The 20,169-nt window shown below is 69.1% G+C and carries 14 protein-coding genes and 1 pseudogene; 6 read left to right on the top strand and 9 right to left on the bottom strand.

Going from position 1 to position 20,169, the window contains the following annotated elements:
• Window positions 1-27: 27 nt before the first annotated feature.
• Together ACZ4WH_RS40495 and ACZ4WH_RS40490 are read right to left on the bottom strand one after the other, a co-directional pair.
• Entirely contained in the window at window positions 28-1,902 is a 1,875-nt protein-coding gene (locus ACZ4WH_RS40495) for an alpha-galactosidase D (RefSeq protein ID WP_468190453.1), read from the bottom strand.
• Between the two features lie 394 nt (window positions 1,903-2,296).
• Window positions 2,297-3,484, bottom strand: coding sequence for an ROK family protein (locus ACZ4WH_RS40490; protein ID WP_468190451.1), 1,188 nt, complete (start codon window positions 3,482-3,484; stop codon window positions 2,297-2,299).
• Between the two features lie 430 nt (window positions 3,485-3,914).
• Between ACZ4WH_RS40490 and ACZ4WH_RS40485 the strand changes: the two genes are divergently transcribed.
• From ACZ4WH_RS40485 to ACZ4WH_RS40460, 6 genes are all read left to right on the top strand, one after another.
• Window positions 3,915-5,006 carry a substrate-binding domain-containing protein gene (locus tag ACZ4WH_RS40485; protein ID WP_468190449.1) on the top strand — a complete coding sequence of 364 codons (1,092 nt, stop codon included), beginning with the start codon at window positions 3,915-3,917 and terminating at the stop codon, window positions 5,004-5,006.
• Window positions 5,007-5,039: 33 nt separating this feature from the next.
• The gene (locus ACZ4WH_RS40480) at window positions 5,040-6,128 is read left to right on the top strand and encodes a mandelate racemase/muconate lactonizing enzyme family protein (protein ID WP_468190447.1); all 1,089 of its coding nucleotides are present in this window, start codon (window positions 5,040-5,042) and stop codon (window positions 6,126-6,128) included.
• Window positions 6,125-7,201 carry an ABC transporter permease gene (locus ACZ4WH_RS40475; RefSeq protein ID WP_468190445.1) on the top strand — a complete coding sequence of 359 codons (1,077 nt, stop codon included), beginning with the start codon at window positions 6,125-6,127 and terminating at the stop codon, window positions 7,199-7,201. Before ACZ4WH_RS40480 ends, ACZ4WH_RS40475 begins: the two co-directional genes overlap by 4 nt.
• A complete protein-coding gene (locus tag ACZ4WH_RS40470) occupies window positions 7,198-8,274 on the top strand; it encodes an ABC transporter permease (protein ID WP_468190443.1) in 1,077 nt (358 codons plus the stop codon). Before ACZ4WH_RS40475 ends, ACZ4WH_RS40470 begins: the two co-directional genes overlap by 4 nt.
• Entirely contained in the window at window positions 8,271-9,815 is a 1,545-nt protein-coding gene (locus ACZ4WH_RS40465; protein WP_468190442.1) for a sugar ABC transporter ATP-binding protein, read from the top strand. Before ACZ4WH_RS40470 ends, ACZ4WH_RS40465 begins: the two co-directional genes overlap by 4 nt.
• A 137-nt stretch (window positions 9,816-9,952) precedes the next feature.
• Entirely contained in the window at window positions 9,953-10,669 is a 717-nt protein-coding gene (locus tag ACZ4WH_RS40460; RefSeq protein ID WP_468190440.1) for a GntR family transcriptional regulator, read from the top strand.
• A gap of 249 nt (window positions 10,670-10,918) precedes the next feature.
• Here ACZ4WH_RS40460 and ACZ4WH_RS40455 read toward each other — a convergent pair whose 3' ends face one another.
• The 7 genes and pseudogenes from ACZ4WH_RS40455 to ACZ4WH_RS40425 form a co-directional block, all read right to left on the bottom strand.
• The gene (locus tag ACZ4WH_RS40455; protein ID WP_468190438.1) at window positions 10,919-11,737 is read right to left on the bottom strand and encodes an isocitrate lyase/PEP mutase family protein; all 819 of its coding nucleotides are present in this window, start codon (window positions 11,735-11,737) and stop codon (window positions 10,919-10,921) included.
• Window positions 11,738-12,157: 420 nt separating this feature from the next.
• A pseudogene (locus ACZ4WH_RS40450) lies at window positions 12,158-13,802 on the bottom strand (ABC-F family ATP-binding cassette domain-containing protein).
• A 78-nt stretch (window positions 13,803-13,880) separates the two neighbouring features.
• Entirely contained in the window at window positions 13,881-15,515 is a 1,635-nt protein-coding gene (gene abc-f, locus ACZ4WH_RS40445) for a ribosomal protection-like ABC-F family protein (protein ID WP_468190437.1), read from the bottom strand.
• A 405-nt stretch (window positions 15,516-15,920) separates the two neighbouring features.
• A complete protein-coding gene (gene fmdA, locus ACZ4WH_RS40440) occupies window positions 15,921-17,168 on the bottom strand; it encodes a formamidase (protein WP_468190435.1) in 1,248 nt (415 codons plus the stop codon).
• Window positions 17,169-17,283: 115 nt separating this feature from the next.
• Window positions 17,284-17,937, bottom strand: coding sequence for an AmiS/UreI family transporter (locus tag ACZ4WH_RS40435; protein WP_468190433.1), 654 nt, complete (start codon window positions 17,935-17,937; stop codon window positions 17,284-17,286).
• A gap of 136 nt (window positions 17,938-18,073) precedes the next feature.
• The gene (locus ACZ4WH_RS40430; RefSeq protein ID WP_468190431.1) at window positions 18,074-18,349 is read right to left on the bottom strand and encodes an FmdB family zinc ribbon protein; all 276 of its coding nucleotides are present in this window, start codon (window positions 18,347-18,349) and stop codon (window positions 18,074-18,076) included.
• Between the two features lie 445 nt (window positions 18,350-18,794).
• The gene (locus ACZ4WH_RS40425) at window positions 18,795-19,223 is read right to left on the bottom strand and encodes a hypothetical protein (protein WP_468190429.1); all 429 of its coding nucleotides are present in this window, start codon (window positions 19,221-19,223) and stop codon (window positions 18,795-18,797) included.
• Between the last annotated feature and the right edge of the window lie 946 nt (window positions 19,224-20,169).

Raw genomic sequence — 20,169 nt, 5'->3', positions numbered from 1 at the left:
AGGTGGGACCGGGGCCCACGGGTGGGGTCAGGCGGTCTTGGGGACGTCGATCCTGTCGATGTCAGGGGAGTAGTCCCAGCCGCTGTCGAACGTGATGGTGTTGGAGCCCGCCTTCAGGGACAACTGGACGCTGACGGTGTCGACCGTGCTCCAGTCACCCGTGGAGGGGAACTTCAGACGGGTGCCGTTGCCGCTGTTGGAGTAGACGGTCACCGATCGGGGATCGCCGCTGACGTAGGCGACGTTGATGGTGTAGATGCCGTCCTTCTTCACCGTGATGTCGTTGAACTGGAGCCTGCTGTCGAGGTAGAGGTTGCCGACCTTCTTGTCGCCGGAGCAGGAGTCGCATGAGGCGACGGAGGCGTTCCCGGTCAGGGTGTTGTTCCCGGACTCGGCCTCGTAGCGGGTGGTTGCCAGCGGAGTGCCGCCGGGCTTGACGGTGAACAGCCGTGAGCCGTGTGCGGGCAGTGTCGCGGTGATTTTGTTCTTGTACGTCCCGAGGTTCTGGTGGTTCCACAGGTCGCGTACGGAGGCCGCGCCGGTGAAGCCGAACGACGCCCAGTCGGCGGTGACGGAGGCCGGCGAGTCGCCGAGGTTGAACAGGGCGACGGTGTGACTGCCGTCGGAGTTCTTGGTTCCCCAGACCTGCTGGTCGCCCATCGGGGTGACGGGGCGTGCGACGGGTGAGTCGTTCTGGTCGACGGCGATGACCTCCTGGTTGGTCAGCAGGGAGAGGCCGTAGCTGTCCAGTCTGGTGAGGTCGTCACCGGTGAACAGAGGCGACTTGCTGATGGCCCAGAGGGTCATGTAGCTCTGCCGCTCGGCAGGAGTGAGGCCGTCCATCTCCCCGTTGCCGACGTCGATCGCGTCGAGGTCGTTCCAGCCGCCCGGACCTGCCTTGCCGCTCCACGCGGGGGCGTCGTTCCATCGGTCGTTGACCGAGTTCTCCCAGGTGACCAGGGTCTTGCAGTAGCACTCCACGTCGGTGTCGATACGCCAGCCGTTGGAGTACTTCTTCCAGTCGGAGGCGTGGCCGATGTCGAGCGACCAGGACAGCTCCAGGTGCATCGGGCGCCCGGTGTCACCGATGGCCTTGTGCCAGGCGGCGACGTCCGGCACGTTGTCGTAGTTGTCGCCGGACTTGAACGAGCCGGGACCCACCCCGTCGAGCTTCAGGAAGTCGTAGCCCCAGTCCGCGAGCATCTGCGCCTGCGAGTCGATGTACTTCTGCGCGCAGGGGTTGTCGAAGTTCAGCTTGTAGGCGCTGTCCCAGCCGTTGGTGGTGCGCAGGTCGGGGTAGACGACATCCGCGGTGGTGCAGCCGGGGGCGTTGTGGATCGGCAGCTTGCCGTCGCCGTACGCGCCCTTCTCCAGGCCGACGGGCAGGTAGATGCCGGCCTTGAGGCCCTTGGAGTGGATGTGGTCGGCGACGGACTTCATGCCGCTCGGGAACCGGGTCGGGTCGGGTGTCTGCCGGCCGTACTGGTCGAACTCGGGCGTCCAGTTCTGGTCCATCCACCAGCCGGCGTCGATGTTGACGTACTCGTAGCCGTACTTCTTCAGCGTGGTGGCCAGGGCGTCCGTCTGCTTCAGCACGTTGGCTTCTGTGAGGTAGCTGTAGCTGCCGTTCGGATTCAGCCCCGGATACTGGGAGGACTGCATGCTCCAACTGGACCAGCCCATGTACGGCTTGGCCGCGAGGCCTGAAGTCGCGTCAGCCGTCGCCGAAGCGGAAGTGACGGCCGCGGTCGCGGACTTCGCCGTGGCGGCCATGGCCTGATCGACGGCCGGGACCGCTGTGGCGAGTCCGGCCGTGACGGCCAGGACCAGGGTCGCTCTGAGGGTACGGCGCGGGAAGCCGGGGAGGTTTGCGCGCAGGGCTGGGTACGGGGATGACCGCATGGGTCGCCTCCTGGTGGTGGGTGAGCGGAATCGTGCGGTGGTGCCCGGTGGGGGACCGGCGGTGTGCCGGGCAGGACGCCGGGGTGAACCGGTCGAGTGGCCGGCTGCCATGGCTTCGGTCGGCGGCTCGGCTCGTGCCCGAGCCGTAGGTGAGGCCGCTGGTGCACTGTCGCTGAAGCGTGCGGTACACCAGGAGCGCGGGGATCGCGGTCAGGAGAGCAGCTGCCGCGACGAACGTGGGGATGGGCACCGTCTTCCGGCCGGACGGACCCTGCGCCGCCGACGGCGAGAGCGGGCAGGGTCAGGCGCGTGGCGGCCCCGGCATCGGACAACGCCCGGGGCAGCGTTCGGCGGCCCGCCCCGTCGGCGGTCTACGGGCCGCGGCTTTGCAGCGTCATGGCTGCTCCTCGTACGTGTCCGACTGCATGAAGGACTGGATCGCGGTGGCCGCGGCCCCGCGCGCCCACTCCTCGAAGGGCAGAGGACGCGTCACCACGTCACACCGCGCAGCGGTCCCGAAGGCGGACGCGGCGAACGCCTCCCGGATGCCCTCGGCGAAGAGATCGTAGGCGGCCAGGCCCTCCCCGGAGATGATCACCCGCTCGGGACCGAGGATGTTCACCAGGGAGCCGATCGCCTTGCCGATGGCTTCCCCGGCCCGTGCGTAGACCGCTCGGACACCGGGGTCCTCGCGGTGGGCCAGATCCAGCGCCTCGGCGGCATCGGACACCTGCTTGCCCGTGGCCGCGCGCACCGCGCGGAGTATCGCGGGGTCCGCCGCGATCGCCTCCACGCACCCCCGGTTGCCGCAGTGGCACGGCGGGCCGAGTGGGTCGAGGGACAGATGTCCGATCTCGCCGGCCACGCCGTGCGCGCCCGACACCACCCGTCCGTTCACCACCAGGCCACAGCCGATGCCGGCGCCCACGGTCACCAGGGCGAAGTCCGAGAGTCCGACTCCGGCCCCGAACCAGTGCTCGGCGACCGTGAGCGCCCGGACGTCGTTGTCGACCGTGACCGGCAGCCCGGTCGCGACCGTGGTGAGTTCGGCGAGCGGTACGTCTCGCCACTCCAGGAAGGGCGAGTAGCGGACCACACCGTCCGCCCGGTCCACGTCCCCCGAGATCGCGATGCCCAGCCCCCGCACCTGTACGCCGAATCCGACGGCCTCGGTGAGCAACTCCTGTACCAGCGCGGTGATGGTGGGGAGCACCGCCTCCGGCGCGCGGCCCGTGAGGCGTACGTGCCGGGACATCCGGATACGACAACACAGGTCGGCCAGTACGGCGATGATCTCGTCGCCTGTCACCTTGATCCCGATGAACAGCGCCCTCCCCCCGTCCACCCACACCAGGTTGGCCGGGCGTCCCACTGCGGGCCGTGCCTCTTCGTCCACACCCTCGACCAGATAGCCGAGTTCCATCAGCGGACGAACCGCCTTGGTGACGGCGGCCGCAGAGAGGCTGGTGCGCCGCGCGACCTCGGCCCGGGTGAGCGGACCGTGGGAGAGCAGTGTGGTGAAGACCAGGGAAGCGGCCGGAGTCATGGTGGGGACCGACTCACGGGGGGAGGTCGGGCGCATGGCCGAAAACCTAGGGCTGACTCTTTTCCGCTGTCAATGAAAAAACCATACTTTTTCAGAAGTGCTTACTGGATGGGTGCTGCACCTCTGAAAGGGAGGCCATGGACGGATGTTGACGGTGGATCCAAGGGCTTGATCCTGTGACGCCAGCAGCATCCCGGCCGTTTCAAGGCAGGGCGGGGGCGCGCCCCTCGCTTCATCTTTCCTATACGATTTTGGCTCGATCGGAGGCGCAGGAGGCCGATCGATGGATCTGCCCGGCTGGGTCCGCACGCCTCTTCGTCATGTCGAACTCCCCGTTGCACGGCGTGGTGAGCTGGCAGTACCGACAGATCGGCATCGCTCGTGCGGTTCGAGGGGTTGACGGGCGGTGCTGGGTGGCCAAGCATCGCCCTACCGATTTCCTATTTGATTCTGGGGAGTGGTGGAGATGCGTCCCCCGACCCGTTCCGTCGTCTCAGGGGTTGCCGCCGCCGTGCTCATGGCGGCCCCGGCGGCCTGCACCATCAAGAACTCCGGCGTCCAGTCCGGCACCCGGGCCCCGGCATCCGGCAAGTCCGGGACGGGCACCGCCCAGTTGACCGACGGGTCGGGCACCAAGGTGGCCCTCGTGCCCGGCGGCGCCCACCCGTACTTCCAGCCCTGGAAGGCGGCGGGCGCCGCCGCGAAGAACGAGTACGGCCTCGGGGACGTCACCTTCGACGAGACCTCCGAGTGGGACCAGCAGAAGCAGGACAACCTGGTCTCGACACTCGCGGCCCGCGGATACAACGCGTTCGGGATCTTCGGGGTGTCGCCCACCGACATCAACACCACCTTCGCGGACCTGAAGTCGCAAGGTTTCGCCGTGGCCTCGCTCGCCTCCTGCCCGGCCGCCCCCACGGACGAGGCCGACTTCTGCCTGTCCACGGACGTGGAGGTCGCCGCCTACAAGGCGGCCGAGGCCGCGATCGACGCAATGGGCGGCAAGGGCACGCTCGTTCACCTCACCGGCAACAACGTGGACGCCAACACGCAGCTGCGCATCAAGGGCGTGGCCAAGGCGGTGAAGGAGTCCGGTGGCAAGGTCCGGCTGCTCCAGACCGTCACCGACGTCGACAAGGACCTCCAGACCGCGCAGAAGGCGGTCTCCGACCTGCTCGCGGCCAAGGGCAACCAGATCCAGGGCATCGTCACCACCGCCTACAACCCCGCCGTCGCCGCCGCCGACGCGGTCAACAGTTCCGGGTCCGGGGTCAAGGTCGTCGCCATCGACGACGACGCCAAGATCCTCGCCGCGATCAAGGACGGCTCGGTCGCCGCCACCGTGGTGCAGAACCCCGTGGGACAGGTTGAGGTGGGGACCTGGGCGCTGGCGCTGTTGCAGACGAAGCAGTGCACCATGCGCCACCCGGGCCAGACCATCGACTCCGGTTCGTTCGTGGTCACCAAAGCCGACGCGGACACCTACGACTCGGCCAGGAAGGCGAAGACCCAGCAGCTCAAGAAACAGTTCGCGGACACGTTCCTCGTCTGCGGGTGACCACGACGGCCCTACGGAAGCGGACCTCGCCCGATGACCATCATCACGACCGCGACCGCGCTGCTCGCCGACATCGCGGTGGAGAAGGACCGAACGGACGCCGTGCAGGCCTTCGTCAAGCAGGAGACGATCCTCGTCGAGATCACCACCAGGGACGGCCTCGCGGGCACCGGCTACGCCTACACGATCGGCACCGGCGGATCGTCCGTCCTGGCCCTGCTCCGGGAGCACCTGCTGCCTCTCCTCGCCGGAGCGGATGCCCGTAACGTCGAGGCGTTGTGGCAGCGGCTGTTCGCCACGACACGGGCCACCACCACGGGAGCCATCACCTCCCTGGCCCTCGCCGCCGTGGACACAGCCCTGTGGGACCTGCGGTGCAAGCGCGCCGGTGAACCGCTGTGGCGGCTGGCCGGCGGCCACCGCCAGGAGGTCCCGCTCTACGACACCGAGGGCGGATGGCTCCACCTGAGCACCGACGACCTGGTCCGTTCGGCACGCGAGGCCCAGAAGGCCGGATGGGCGGGCGTCAAGATCAAGGTGGGAAAGCCGCACGTGGCCGAGGACGCTGAGCGGCTGCGGGCCGTCCGCGAGGCGGTCGGCCCGTCGATGCACATCATGACCGACGCCAACCAGTCACAGACCATCTCCTCGGCCCTCCACCTCGCGGCCGCCCTTGAGCCCTACGGGCCGTACTGGCTGGAGGAGCCTCTTCCCGCCGACGACGTCAGCGGACACGCCCGCCTGGCGGCAGCGACGAGAATCCCCGTCGCCGTCGGTGAATCCCTGTACTCCGCCATGCAGTTCCGCACGTATCTGGAGTCGGGCGCCGCCTCTGTCGTACAGGTCGACGCCGCGCGCGTCGGCGGCATCACGCCGTGGCTGAAGGTCGCGCACACAGCGGAGAGCCACAACGCCATGGTCTGCCCGCACTTCCTGATGGAACTCCACGTCAGCCTGGCCGCCGCGGTGCCCAACGGCATGTTCGTCGAGTACATCCCGCAGTTGGGAGCGGTGACCCGCAGCGACCTGACGATCCGTGACGGACTGGCGGTGGCACCGGACGTTCCCGGTATCGGCATCGACTGGGACATGGACGCCATCGACAACAGGAGGGTGGCATGAGGACACCCGTCACGACACCGGAGCACGAGGCCGACGAGACGGCCGGTGTACATCGAACCCCGCGGCGGCTGCCGTTCTGGGTGGACCAGCGGCTCGGTCTCCTGGTGCTCACCGTCGCTCTCGCAGCGCTGTTCGGCGTCCTGCGACCGGCGTTCCTCGATCAGCGGCTCGTGCTGTTCCCCCTGTTGCGGGACATCTCGACGCTGACCGTCGTGGCGCTCGCCCAGATGGCCGTCCTCTCCGTGGGGCACATGAACCTCGCCGTCGGCCGGATGGCGGCCTTCGGGGCTCTCTTCGCGGGCCTCGGCTACGACCGGCTCCATTTCCCCCTCCAACTCGGCCTTCTCGCCTCCCTGTTCGCCGGAGCCGTTATCGGCGCCCTGACGGGCTGGATCATCGCCCGGACCGGGGTCAGCTCCTTCGTGGTCACCCTGGCCATGGACTTCGCGCTGATGGGCCTGGTCTCCCTGCTCTACTCGGCGCTGACCGAGAACGCGGCCTTCACCACGCGGCCGAGCGGGCTCCTGGACCTGCGCTCCACCTCGCTCGCCGACATCTGCGTCGGTCGCGTCTGCGGATCCCCGGCCGTGCCGCAGATCGCGCAGTTCACGGTGCTGGCACTGGGCGGCCTCGGTTTCCTGTACACCCGCACCCGCATGGGCCGGGAGCTGCTGCTGACGGGGGCCAACCCGGCGGCGGCGGAGTTGTCGGGCATCCCCACGGGTCGCCGTGTGATCCTCGCGCACAGCCTGTCCGGACTGCTCGCCGCGCTCGCCGGATTCATGGCCGCTGTCAGCACCGGCACGTTCCGCGCCTCCATCGGCGACGACTTCATGCTTCCCTCGTTCCTCGGCGCCGTTCTCGGCGGCACCCTTCTCACCGGCGGGGTCGTCTCCGTACTCGGAGCGCTGCTGGGCACCTCCCTCGTCGCGGTCATCCGAAAGGGCCTGGATCTGATCGGCGTCGGCCTGGAGAGCCTGAACATCTACCTCGGCTGCGTCCTCCTGCTGGCCCTGTCGGCCGACCGGGTGCGCGCCGTCGTGTCCTATCGCAAGGTGGTGCGGTCCACGTGATCACGATCAATGAGCGCGGCGCCCGGACCGGCGCGGTCCTGCGCCGTTTCTCCCGCTCCACGACCATGACGCTGCTGTGCGTGACGCTGGGCGGATACCTGGCGCTCGGGGTCGCCTCCTCGGGCGAGTTCTTCCACGGTCCGTCGGTACGGACCTTCCTCCAGTACCTGGCCACGCCGGTCCTCATCGGGCTGGCCCAGATGGTCGCTCTGTGCGTCGGGCAGCTCAACCTCGCCGTCGGTGCCCTGGGGGGCTGTACGGCCTGTCTGATGGGTGTCCTGATGGCCGACGGCGGCGTCCCTGCACCGCTCGCGGTAGCGGCCGGCGTCCTCACGGCGATGCTGGCCGGACTGGTGACCGGTGTCGTCATCGTGGCCACGCGGATCAACGGCTTCATCGTCACGCTGGGGGTGATGACCATCCTGCTGGGGGTGCAGTACCGGCTGGCCGGCACACGCACCATCGACGGCTATTCGCCGGCCCTCAAGGACCTCGGCCGGGCGGCCCCGCTGAACCTCCCGCTGGTGTTCCTCACCGCACTCGCCGCGGCTGCCCTGCTGGCCGTGTTCATGTACCGCGCGACCGCCGGCCGACGACTCCTCGCGGCAGGCGGGAACCCGCTGGCGGCGAGGCTGTCAGGCATCTCCACCGACCGGCAGATCGTGCTCGCGCACACCCTGTCCGGTTTCCTGGTCGGCGTCGCCGCCGTGACCGCGACGGCGTCACTGCCCGGCGTCAACCGCAGCGTGGGCGGAGACTGGCTGCTGCCGAGCTTCGCCGCACCGATCATCGGAGGTGTCGGGCTCAGCGGCGGCTCCGTCGCGGTGTTCGGCACGGTGCTGGCGGCGTTCGTCATGCGGCTCATCGACGCCGCGCGCGCCCAGTTCTCGCTCGACCCGAGCTGGGTGAACTTCCTCATCGGCGTGGTCGTGCTCGGCACGGTGGTCGGCAGCCGCGTCCACCAGACACATATGGAAAAGAGGGGGAAGGCGCACGGGCGTACCCCGCCGGTACCGGTCGGCCGAGAACCGAACGTCGACGCCGCCCTGCCGAACGCGGGAGGCGGACAGTGAGCGACGTCCTTCTCGAAGGCCAGGGGATCGTCAAGGTCTTCCCCGGAGTACGGGCCCTGGACGGCGTCGGATTGCGTCTGAAGGCCGGGTCCGTGCACGCGCTGCTGGGCGAGAACGGCGCGGGGAAGTCCACCCTCATCAAGGTCCTGACCGGCGTTCACCCGCCCGACGGCGGCCGGCTCACCTGGCGTGGCGAAGAGGTCCGCCTGCGCTCGCCGCTGGAGGCCGCCCGGACCGGCATCGGCGTCGTCCACCAGGAACGGAACCTCATACCCGACTTCTCGGTGGCGGAGAACATCACGCTCCAGAGCCCTCCTTCGCGCCATGGGTTCGTCGACCGCAGGGCCATGAGCGCGCCCGCCCTGCGCTGCCTGGCCGAGCTGGGCCTGGACCTGGACCCGCTCCGGCCGGTGCGCGAACTGTCGGTGGCCCAGCAGCAGTTGGTGGAGATCGCCAAAGCGCTCTACACCGAGAGCCGGGTGCTGTTGCTCGACGAACCGACCGCCTCGTTGTCCCCGCGGGAGGCCGACCGCCTCTTCGACGTCGTCCGACGGCTGACGGCCCGTGGCACGTGCGTCGTCTTCGTCAGCCACAAGCTGGAAGAGGTCTTCGCGATCTGCGACACCGTCACCGTGCTGCGCGACGGCAGGTCCGTGCTGGAGTCCGCTCCGCTCTCCGGACACACCCACGACGACATCGTGAACCTGATGGTGGGACGCGCGCACACGGCGACCGAGATGCGGCCACGCACCCCGGACCGTGGAGCGGCACCGGTCCTCGCGCTCGACGGAATCTCCACCGCCGACGGCCACCAGGACATCTCCCTGGAGGTGCGGCCCGGTGAGATCGTCGGCCTCTACGGCCTCGTCGGTGCCGGGCGCAGCGAACTGGTCAAGGCCGTACTGGGCCTCGACCGGATCACCGCCGGTGAGATCAGGATGCACGGCAAGCCGGCCCGGATCGCTTCGCCCCGCCAGGCGCTGCACGAGTTCGGCATCGGCTACCTGACGGAGAACCGCAAGGAAGAGGGTGTCTTCCTCGAACAGCCCATCCACCGGAACATCACGGTCACCGTGTGGAAGAGGCTGGCCAAGGCCCTCGGGTTCGTCTCCACCTCCGAGGAGCGGAAGGTGGCGCAGGACTTGGTCGACCGCCTCGGCATTCGCGTCGCCGGTCTTGAGCAGAATGCTGGTGAACTGTCCGGCGGCAACCAGCAGAAGGTGAGTCTGGCGAAGTGGCTCGCGGCCGACACCCGGCTGCTGATCGTCGACGAGCCGACCGTGGGCGTCGACGTACGCACCAAGCACGGCTTCCACCAACTCCTCTGGGAGCTGGCCCGCGGGGGTCTGCCGATCCTGCTGATCAGCAGTGACCTCACCGAGATGATCACGCTGGCGGACCGTGTCCTCGTCATGGCCGACCATCGCCTCCGCGGCGAGGTCGACAACGATGGCGACTACGCACGGATGAGCGGCCGGATCATCCGCGTCATCCACGACCGTGCGCTCCCGGCGGTGACCGCGGCAAGGGAAGCGGAATGAAGCGCGTGGCACAGGTCGTCCGGGTCCGCCCCGAGCAGGTGTTGGTCCCGCGGCCAGAGCGTGCCGCCGGACAACGCCCTCACCTCGGTAAACTGCATTCGTCCCGACAACCTGGAGCATCAGGAGCAGGAGAACGGATGCCACAGCATGACAGTTCCTCTGCCAGGGCCCCGGAGTCTGGAAGAGGCCAATCCGCCGGTACTGGTCGGCAGGTTCTTTCGGACAGCGTCTACGAGCAGATCAAAGCCATGGTCATGGATCATGAGATCGCTCCTGGTGCGCGCGTGGGGATCGAAGCGCTGTCGCGTGCTCTCGGAGTCTCGCCCACACCCGTCCGTGAGGCGCTGGCCAGGCTGGAGTCCGACGGGCTCGTGGTCAAGAGGTCGCTCTCCGGGTACCGGGCGACAGAGCTGCTGACGCGCGAGGGCCTTGAGCAGCTCTTCGAAATGCGGCTCCTCCTGGAACCCAGAGCGGCAGCACTCGCCGCCGTCCATGCCACCGAGGAGCAACTCGACGCCATCGAGCGGCTTGTGGAGGAGATGCAGACCCATCCGGGGCCGACGGGGCGGTACGCGGACTACCGCGGCTTCGCCGCACTGGACCAGCGCTTTCACGACACGATCGCGATGGCCTCGCAACGTCCGCTGCTGGCCGACGCGGTGGAGCGGCTCCACTCCCATCTGCATGTCTTCCGCATCAGAAGTATCAGGAACGCCGACGACCCGACGCTGGCGGAACACGAACGCGTCGTACGCGCGATACTGCGCCGCAAGCCCGATCGCGCTGCGGAAGCCATGGCGGAGCACCTCACAGGGAGCCTCCACCGCCAGCTCGCCCAGGGCCGGGAGTCCTGACCAAGGTCGCATGCCGCCAGGTCGCACCGGACCGGACGTGAGGGTGCCGAGAACCCTGTCTCCCGCCCACGCTGCTACTGCCGCCCACACTGGATGCGGCGCTGGTGGGCCGCCGAGCCGCCGCGCTGGGCCGCCGACGGGCCCTGACCGGCTTCGGACAGACCACGGGCCCCGCGAGTTCCTCCCTATGGCTACGTAGGCGAGGAGGGAGAGCGTTTGTGACTTGGTGCGGCGTGGCGAGCCTTACGTTCACCGCGGGTCGGGGAACAGGCCGTTGAGCTCCGGGAAGGGAATGGCATCGGCGAGCGGCTGATAGTCGCCGGTGTCGTACAGCCGCTGCGCGGCGTGGCGGGTGGCGGTGTAGGCGGTCTGGGCGACGCCCGAGCCGAGGCTGACGCGGGCGACGCCGAGGGCGCCCAGTTCGGCGACGGCGGGTGCTCCGGGGCCGGCCATGACGTTCAGCGGTACGGAGATGCCCGCAGCCAGTTCCCTGATGGTGGCGGGGTCGGTGACGCCGGGCACGAAGATGCCGTCGGCACCGGCGTCCACGTACCCGCGCGCCCGCTCCAGGGTGTCCTTCAGCCGGGTGGCGGGGTCGCCGAGGCCGAACAGGTACGTGTCGGTACGGGCGTTGATGAAGAGGGGCACGCCCGCTCGTTCCGCCGCGACCCGGGCCGCCGCCAGCCGTGCCCCGAGTTCGGCCGGAGGCCGGGTGCCGTCCTCGATGTTGACGCCCACGGCACCTGCTTCCAGCACCCGTGTAACGGTCTCGGCGACGCCGGCCGCGTCCTGCCCGTATCCGCCCTCGATGTCGGCGGTGACCGGTACGTCGACCGCCGCGACGATGCGGATGATCAGGTCCACCACCTGGTCGGGAGAGAGGGTCTCCCCGTCCGGACGGCCGAGCGACCAGGCGATCCCGGCACTGGTGGTGGCGATCGCGGGTGCTCCTGCGGCCTCGATGACACGGGCACTGGCTACGTCCCAGGCGTTGGCGAGCGCGAGGGGACGTGCGGGATTGTGCAGGGAGCGGAAGAGCAGGGCCTTGTCCAGGTGCGCTGTGATCATGCGGCCAGCCAACCAACACCCCCAGCCTCCTGTCCGGCAGGAATCCGACACCATCGCCCAGCAGGCCGTGCGGCCGGGGTACTCCGATCGCGAGTTCCAGGCATCATGACCGCCGCCCACTCGGACCTGGTGGCCATGCGCGATCGGACTGCGGCGCGCGAGAAGCTGCTGCGGCGCTTCCTCGACGACCCCCGCTGTGCTGTCGGCCGCCGAGCGAGAGCAGGGTGCGCGGCTGGAGGCGATGGCACGTACGGCCAGGTCGTGGTGGTCTGCCAGGGATTGACGTGGGCGAGTATCCGACGGCCGGCTGCGCACGCCGCGCGGCAGCTGTTCGGCGGTCGACCAGGACCTTGCCCCGCTGCTGATCTACTCGCCGGGGTCAGCGGCCGCAAGCCGGACACGTCCAGGGGCGCCTGGAGGTCATGGATACGATCGCCGCGGCTCTCCCTGCCCCAGCCGGAGTTCGCGGCCCTGCCACCGCCTGCGCAACCAGCGGTCGTGGCTCGCGAGGACGATCGCGCCGGGACCGGGGCCGAGCGCGGCCTCCAGCTCGTCGCACAGGGTGGGGGACAGGTGGTTGGTGGGCTCGTCGAGCAGCAGCAGCTGGGGCGGGCGGGCCACCAGCAGGGCCAGCGCGAGCCTCCGGCGCCGCCCCACGGACAGCTGCCCGACCGGTTTGTCCAAGTCGGCCTCGTGCATCAGACCGAGCGAGGTCAGCGGCACCTTCTCGGCCCGTTCGGGGCCCAGCGCCTGCTGGTAGAGGGCGCGGGCCGTGCGGTCGGGCCGGCCGAACGCGGTGTCCTGGGCGAGCAGCCCGACCGTAAGACCGCGCCGCCTGCGCACCTCGCCCTCGGCCGCGAGACGTCCGGCGAGCACGGCGAGCAGCGTCGACTTGCCGGCCCCGTTGCCGCCGGTGACCAGCAGCCGGTCCGTCGCCGTCACCTCCAGACCGCCGAGCGCCAACCGGCCCGGCACCCAGACGTCACGCAGTGACACCAGGGGATGCGGGCCCTCCTGGGCACACGCGGCCAGTTCCCCGACCGCGAACCTGAGGGGCCGGGGCGGCTCGGCGACCCGGGTGCGCTCCAGCTCGTCCAGCCGCCGGGTGGCGTTGCGCACCCGGCGGGAGATCTGGCTCTGCACCCGGCCCGCCCGGTGGCCGTAGCCCATCTTCTCGCTGTCGCGCCGCTCCCGGTCGGGCGCGAGGCGGTGCGCGGTCACGCCCGCCGAGTGCCGCAGTTCCTCCAGTTCCTGCTGCTCCTCGGCGTACCGCCGCTCCCAGCGCTCCCGCTCGGCGCGCTTCTCGCCCAGATAGGCGCTGTAGGTGCCGCCGTAGCGGACCGGACCGTCCGCCGCGGGGTCGAGGTCGATCAGATCGGTGCAGACGGCGTCCAGGAACGCCCGGTCGTGACTGGCGACGACCACGGTCCCGGGCAGGCCGCGGACCTGCTCCTCCAGGAACGCGGCGGCGCCGTCGTCGAGGTGGTTGGTCGGCTCGTCCAGCAGCAGCGCCGACGGCCTGCGTACGAGCAGCGCGGCCACCGCCAGCCGGCCGCGCTGCCCGCCGGACAGCGAGCCGAGCGTGCGGTCGTGCCCGAGGACACCGAGGCCCAGGCCGTCCAGCACCAGCGCCGCGCGGCGGTCGGCGTCCCAGGCCTCACGGTCCTGAGCCTGCTCCAGCCGCCTGCCGTAGACGTCGAGGAGCTCCGCATGGCCCGGGTCCCCCCTCCGGAACGCGGGCCAGCTCCTCGCCGAGCCGTTCGAGTTCCGCGAGGTCCTCACGGGCCTCACGCAGCGCCTCGTCGAGTACCGCGGCGATGGTCGAGCCGGCGTCGAAGGGCATCTCCTGATGCAGGAAGCCGAGGTCGCCGGGGCGCGTGACGCTCCCCGTGTCGGGTTCGTCCACGCCGGCCAGCGCCCGCAGCAGGGTGGACTTGCCGACACCGTTCTCCCCGATCAGGCCGATGCGGTGGCCGGGAGAAGCGGTCAGGGAGACGCCGTCGAGGACACGCCGGCCTCCCAGGACACGGACGAGGTCGTGAGCGAGCAGAGCGGGTTGAGGCACAGGAATCCGTCCAACGTGATCGGTGGCCGGCCCGCGGGGCGCACCGCCTCGTCGCGGGCCACTTCACACGCCGGCGGTTCACACCGCGGGGGCTCCGGTCTCCAGCAGCTCTCCGTCGGCCAGCCGCAGCCACCGGCTCACCCCGATCTCGGCGAGGAACCGCTCGTCGTGGCTGACCACGATGAAGGCGCCCTGGTAGGAGTTGAGCGCGCTCTCCAACTGGCCCACGCTGACCAGGTCGAGGTTGTTGGTCGGCTCGTCGAGCAACAGCAGATGCGGGGCCGGCTCGGCGCACAGCACGCAGGCAAGGGTGGCGCGCAGCCGTTCGCCGCCGGACAGGACGCCGACCGGCAGGTGGGCCCGAGCGCCCCGGAAGAGGAAGCGGGCGAGCAGGTTCATCCGCTCCGCCTCGGGCCGCTCCGGGGCGAACGCGGCGAAGTTCTGCGCCACGGTGCGGTCGGGGTCCAGCAGGTCCAGGCGTTGCGAAAGGTAGGCGATGCGTCCGTCGTTCCGTTTGATCTCCCCGCTGTCCGGGGCGAGGCCGCCGGTGACCAGCCTCAGCAGGGTGGTCTTGCCGGCGCCGTTGGGCCCGGTCAGCGCGATGCGCTCGGGGCCGCGGACGGCCAGGTCGACCCCGCCGTCGGCGAACACGGGCCGGTCACCGTGGCGTACCTGCATTCCTTCGCCGGTGAACACGTTGCGCCCGGCGGGCACCTGGGTGTCGGGCAGCTCCAGGGCGAGGCGCTGCTCCTCGCGCAGCGCGCGTCCGGCCTCGTCGAGGCGGGCCCTGGCCTCGCTGACCCTGGCCGCGTGCGTCTGCCCGGCCCGGCCCGCGGACTCCTGTGCGCCGCGCTTCATGGTGCCGGCGAAGATACGGGGCAGACCGGCGTTCTTCAGATTGCGCGCGGCGTTGCTCGCGCGGCGCTCGGCGCGTTCGCGGGCCTGCTGCATCTCCCGCTTCTCCCGCTTCAGTTCCTGCTCGGCGTTGCGGACGTATCTCTCGGCGACCTCCTGCTCGGCGCGTACGGCCTCTTCGTACTCGGTGAAGTTGCCGCCGAAGAAGCGCAGTTCGTCGCTGCCGAGTTCGGCGATGCGTTCCATGCGGTCGAGCAGCGCGCGGTCGTGGCTGACCAGCAGCAGGCAGCCGGTGAAGTCGGAGAGCACGTCGTAGAGCTTGTGCCGCGCCTGGAGGTCGAGGTTGTTGGTGGGCTCGTCGAGCAGGAGCACGTCCGGGCGCTTCAGCAACTGGGCGGCGAGGCCCAGCGAGACGGCCTGACCGCCGCTGAGCGTGCTCAGGCTGCGGTCCAGAGTGAGGTCGCCGAGACCCAGGCGGTCGAGCTGGGCGCGGGTGCGCTCCTCGATGTCCCAGTCGTCGCCGATGGTGGTGAAGTGCTCCTCGCTCACGTCCCCGGACTCGACGGCGTCCAGGGCGCGGATCACGTCGGCGATGCCGAGCACCTCGGCGACGGTGAGGTCACCGGTCAGGGGCAGGCTCTGCGGCAGATGGCCCAGTGTCCCGCTGACCGACAACGAGCCGCCGGCGGGCTTCAGTTCACCGGCGATCAGCTTGAGCAGAGTGCTCTTGCCGGAGCCGTTGGGAGCGACCAGGCCCGTACGGCCGGCGGTCACGGTGAAGGACAGGTCGCGGAAGACGGGGGTGTCGTCGGGCCAGGCGAAGGACAGGTTCGAGCAGACGACGGCGACGTCGGACATGGAGGTGACCTCGGACGGATCGCGGGCAGGGGAGAGACCTCTGCCCTGGGCAGACGTGCGGAAAATGGGTACGACGAAACGGGCCACCTCGGCGGCGCTCTTCAGCGCGTTCGGTGGCCGTCAGATCCGGATCTCACCCGGAGATGTCGTCGTCACCCACCACGTCTGCGACTCCTCGATACACGATCTACGTCGCTGACACCCTAGCAGCTCCCGGTGTCCCGCCCATGTACGTGCGCCGGCCGCATACTGGGATCGTGAGGAAGCTGCGGTTGGCGAACAAGCGTTTGCGCCGGGCCGGCCGGCGTTGAGCAGGCGAGGCGCCTGCGGAGGCACACGGAGACGCGCGGCCCCCGCACGGCGAGTCGCCGTGCGGGGGCCGGCAGCGCGTCAGGCTCCTTTCGCTCAGCTGGACACCGCACACTGCCCGCGGTCCGCGGCCTTCGGTCCCTCCGAGGTGGGGCGGACATCGAAATCGAAGATTCCGGTCGGCAGGTAGAGGGAGCAGCAGGCGTTCGGGATGTCGACGATTCCGCTGATGCGTCCCTCGATGGGGGCCGCGCCGAGCAGCAGGTAGGCCTGCTCTCCGGTGTAGCCGAACCTCTTCAGGTACTCGACGGCGTTGAGACAGGCACGGCGGTAGGCGACCGTCGCGTCCAGGTAGTAGTTGGTGTCGGTGTCGTGGTCCACGGAGATCCCGATGAAGGACATGAACTCCGTGTATCGCGGCTCGACGTTCCCCGGCATGAAGACGGGGTTGGTGGTGATGCCGTACTTCTCCATGCCGCCCTTGATGAGATCGACGTGGAAGTCGATGTAACCGCCCATCTCTATGGCGCCGCAGAAGGTGATCTCACCGTCTCCCTGACTGAAGTGCAGATCACCGCCCGACAGCTTGGCGTCCTTGACGTGGACGGGGTAGAAGACGCGCGATCCACGGGTGAAGTTCTTGATGTCGTGGTTGCCTCCGTTCTCCCGTGCGGGCACGGTGCGCGCACCTTCCTGGGCTATGCGTTCGGCATCCGATCCTGTCGCCTGACCGCCGAGGGCCTGGTCCGGGTCGGGCGTGAGCCCCAGAGGCGGGATACGGTCCGGGTCGGTGTCGATCAGGGCCTGCTCTCGCCTGTTCCACCGTTCCAGCAACTCCGCGGACGGCGCTGTGCCGAAGAGGCCGGGGTGTGTGATACCGGTGAAGCGGACGCCGGGAAGGTGCCTGGATGTCGCCACCTGCCCGTGGAATTCCCATATCGCCTTGTAGGCGTCCGGGAAGTAGTCGGTCAGGAACCCTCCACCGTTGGCCTTGGCGAATACGCCGGTATACCCCCAGCCCTGACCGGGGGCGTCCCCGACCTGCTGCGGCACCGGCCCGAGGTCAAGGATGTCCACGATCAGCAGGTCACCCGGCTCCGCGCCTTCGACACCGATCGGCCCGCTGAGCATGTGGGCCCGCTTGAGGTCGACGTCACGCACATCGTTGGCGGAATCGTTGTTGCCGATCTGCGCGTCGGTCCACTCGCGGCATTCGACGCGGAACTCGTCCCCCGGGCGCACCATTGCAACAGTCGGTACGTCCGGATGCCACCTGTTATGTCCGGGCACCTCCTGGTCACGCATCGACCGGGACTGATCGACGCTGAAGATCACGTCAGGCATGTCAACTCCTCGTGTTGCTCCCGATGATCCGAGTGGCATGGCGCCCGAGGCCCGAGTGCCCGTCACCCTGCTGCTCGCGTCTCAGCAACCACCTCCCGCCCCATCCCCAGGAGGGTCAGCCATGGCTTCCGGCCGGATATCCCGAGGCGCCGTAATCCTGCTCAGGTCTGCGCGGAGCCCTGCGGCGGAGTACGAACCAGAGTGCGGCGAAGGTCAGTACCCCGAAGGCGCCCAACGCGATCGCCGTCTCGGAGAAGTTCTCCGGAACCCAGTAACCGGTCAGCAGCAGGAAAGCCGGGATGACACCGGTCACCCAGCCCTCGATCGCGGTCACCCAGCCCACATAGGTCGTCAGCGCCTCGATCTTCAGCCCCAGCAGCAGGAAGAAGAAGAACCAGAGGAACGCCCAATAGAGCCATATCACGCCGAATGGCTGGTCGTTCACGAGCCGGAAACTGACGAAGGAATAGCCAAGGGCCACGATGGCCACGAACAGCGAGTAATAGCCCACGCCGGTCGTGTCCAGCCCCATGAGCAGACCAATGCCTACATAGAGGTAGGTGAAGCCGAACAGGAAAATGCCCGACGCCAGCATGATGCGCTTGGGATCGTCATTTGCGGCGATGATGAGATATGTGGGTGTGAGGACCTGAAGTCCCCCCACGAAGAGGTTGAATATGGCTGCTGCCCGGCTGTCCACCTTTCCCAGCAGCATCAACCCGTTCATGAACAGCACAGCGCCCACGAAGAGAAGTCCGACGTTGGCCAAGAGGACACACCTCCCGCTGTTTCCGCTCCCGTCGGCGACACGCCCGTATGCGGTCCATCCGACCACAGTTGGTGCGCGCGGTTTCGCGCCGTGGCCGCAGGCACACGCACGCGTATGCGCCCGCCCTGCTTGCCTGTCAGGGCCGGGGAAGCCGGGCGAGCGCCGGATGAGCGGGACTCGGCGTGGCGTTCCTGGCGACTCGCGTGACCACCTCGGGGTTCTCCCGGGATCTCTCCGAACGCTCGCGCAGAGCCGCCACCGCGGGCGGCGTCGAGGCGAGTGCCGGAGAGGAGTACACACGCCGCGCGGTGTCGTCGCACCGCGGGCAGTTCCACTGCGTCGGCGCGGTGCCGATCGGCAGCTTCACATCGAACGATCCACAGCGGCTGCAGGAATATTCATACGTCGCCATAAACGTCTCCGCCCCGCCGCGCCTCCGGCCCTGGACGTACACCGAGCCGGAGCCGATGGGACGCCGCAGAAGTACCGTCCTTATTCAAGGCAACCCCCCGGATGGCGGCGTGTCAAGCCGAGTTGAGGGCTGCCCTGCGGGCGCTCGCCACACCCGCCGAAAAGAGTGGGAGCAGGGGGTCGGACGGCGTCAAAGACCAAAGGGCCGGGGCACCGCCCGCCATGAAAAAGGCAGACCCGGCCGCGCATGCACGGCCGGGCCTGGTCGGCGGGACAACGTATTCAGTACCGCCTTCAACTAGCTGCGCCGCCGAAATTCCCGGAGAAAGGCAGCGAAAGCGCGCACTGGACGGGGCCGACATCCAAGGGGCGGCACATGCGCCGCCCCCCAGGGTCGCGGCCGCACGCCGACGGTCACGCGCGAGCCCGGCCCTCGGGGATCGGCGTCAGGGCGCGCCCACGATCGCGCACGCGCGGCACGGCGGTCGGCCGCAGGTGCACTGGAGAATGCCGTCCAGCACCCCATGGTCGTGGTAGAGGCATTCGTCGCGGCACGTATGACGCGGCACAAAGCCCGCCTGGAGCTCGTCCGGCCAGGGCTCCTCGCCCTCCCGGCAGCGCACGAACCGCTCAGGGTCCCCGGAGTGCAGCTCGTGCATCCTCTCCTGCGCCTCGCCCTCCAGGTCACGCGCTGCGGCGACCATGCCCTTGAGCTGGTCGGCGAGACCGGAGAACCTGGCGTCGCCGGTTCTCACATGGGCAGCATTCAGTGCCATGACAGCATTGCCCAGAAACCGTCGAGCATCCTGGATGTTGGTGACGTGGTGCAGCTGGATGCCTGTCACGCCTCGGACCCACACGGCGTCTTCGCTCACTTCTTCTGCCTTCCGAGCTCGAATTGCCCTCTGACGGATGCCGGCGACGAATGCGCCGCATCTTCCTCACACGCTCTGAAGTGTCTGGAAACAGCGGCCGTCCACCCGAGTACCGGCCGGCCCGCTCCCGTCGCGTACGGGGCTGTTGTGTGAGAAGATCACTTATGAGGCTTGCATACTGTTCAAAGAGGCTAAAGTGTGCGATACGGAATAAGCCAGCCGCATACTGGTGAACTGAATCACAAGCGGTGATCCGCTTTTACCGAGCGCGGCCATGAGCGCTTGATCAGCGGTATTCACAGCTGAGACTTGCACCCGCTGGATCGGCGAGTACGGCGGCATGCCGGGCGCCCGCGTCACCCTCACCGACGGCAAGACCACCGAGGTGCCGACTGCCTGGCCCGGCACCTGGCCGGCAGCGGGCACACGGTCACTGGCCTCGTGCGCACCGAACCATTTCCGCAGCCCAGGGCGTTCCGGAACAGAAGACCGTGATCGTCCGGGACGCGACCCGGACGATGGCTGGGACCGGCAAGACATTGGTCTTCCTCTCCGGCAACGGCGTCCGTCCGAAGCCCACCCCGGGCACGGGGGCCGCGCAGAACCCCCGGCCGATCCCATGCCGGAGCCAGGACGCCTTCGCCGGGCACGACGCGTTCACGGTCGAGCCTGTGGCGGAGTCCGAAGGGCCGCCCTGGACACGGTCGTGGCCGCCGCGTCGATGGCCCGCGCTCGATGATCATCCGTCCCGGCCCGGTCTGGGGGCCCGGTGACCACGGCCGCATGTCGATGGTCTACGAGTCCGTTGCCGCAATCGGGGCGGCCGGCTGCCTCGGGCAGGGCTTCAACACCTAGGCCGTTTCCTTCAGATCATCGGATCGTTGGTCTGGTGTGTCGTTGACTGACGCCCAGTGGGCACGCATTGAGCCGTTGCTGCCGGACCGGA

This window comes from Streptomyces sp. NPDC029138, from assembly GCF_055564375.1.
Note: the sequence above shows the minus strand (reverse complement) of the source record. Positions and strands in the feature narration are given on the sequence as shown.

Bases quoted from the DNA above. Each gene is read 5' to 3' on its own strand.
- ACZ4WH_RS40490 (WP_468190451.1), bottom strand. From the start codon at position 3,484: ATGCGCCCGACCTCCCCCCGTGAGTCGGTCCCCACCATGACTCCGGCC.
- ACZ4WH_RS40480 (WP_468190447.1), top strand. From the start codon at position 5,040: ATGACCATCATCACGACCGCGACCGCGCTGCTCGCCGACATCGCGGTG.
- fmdA (WP_468190435.1), bottom strand. From the start codon at position 17,168: ATGCCTGACGTGATCTTCAGCGTCGATCAGTCCCGGTCGATGCGTGAC.
- ACZ4WH_RS40485 (WP_468190449.1), top strand. From the start codon at position 3,915: ATGCGTCCCCCGACCCGTTCCGTCGTCTCAGGGGTTGCCGCCGCCGTG.
- ACZ4WH_RS40495 (WP_468190453.1), bottom strand. From the start codon at position 1,902: ATGCGGTCATCCCCGTACCCAGCCCTGCGCGCAAACCTCCCCGGCTTC.
- ACZ4WH_RS40475 (WP_468190445.1), top strand. From the start codon at position 6,125: ATGAGGACACCCGTCACGACACCGGAGCACGAGGCCGACGAGACGGCC.
- abc-f (WP_468190437.1), bottom strand. From the start codon at position 15,515: ATGTCCGACGTCGCCGTCGTCTGCTCGAACCTGTCCTTCGCCTGGCCC.
- ACZ4WH_RS40430 (WP_468190431.1), bottom strand. From the start codon at position 18,349: ATGGCGACGTATGAATATTCCTGCAGCCGCTGTGGATCGTTCGATGTG.
- ACZ4WH_RS40460 (WP_468190440.1), top strand. From the start codon at position 9,953: ATGCCACAGCATGACAGTTCCTCTGCCAGGGCCCCGGAGTCTGGAAGA.
- ACZ4WH_RS40455 (WP_468190438.1), bottom strand. From the start codon at position 11,737: ATGATCACAGCGCACCTGGACAAGGCCCTGCTCTTCCGCTCCCTGCAC.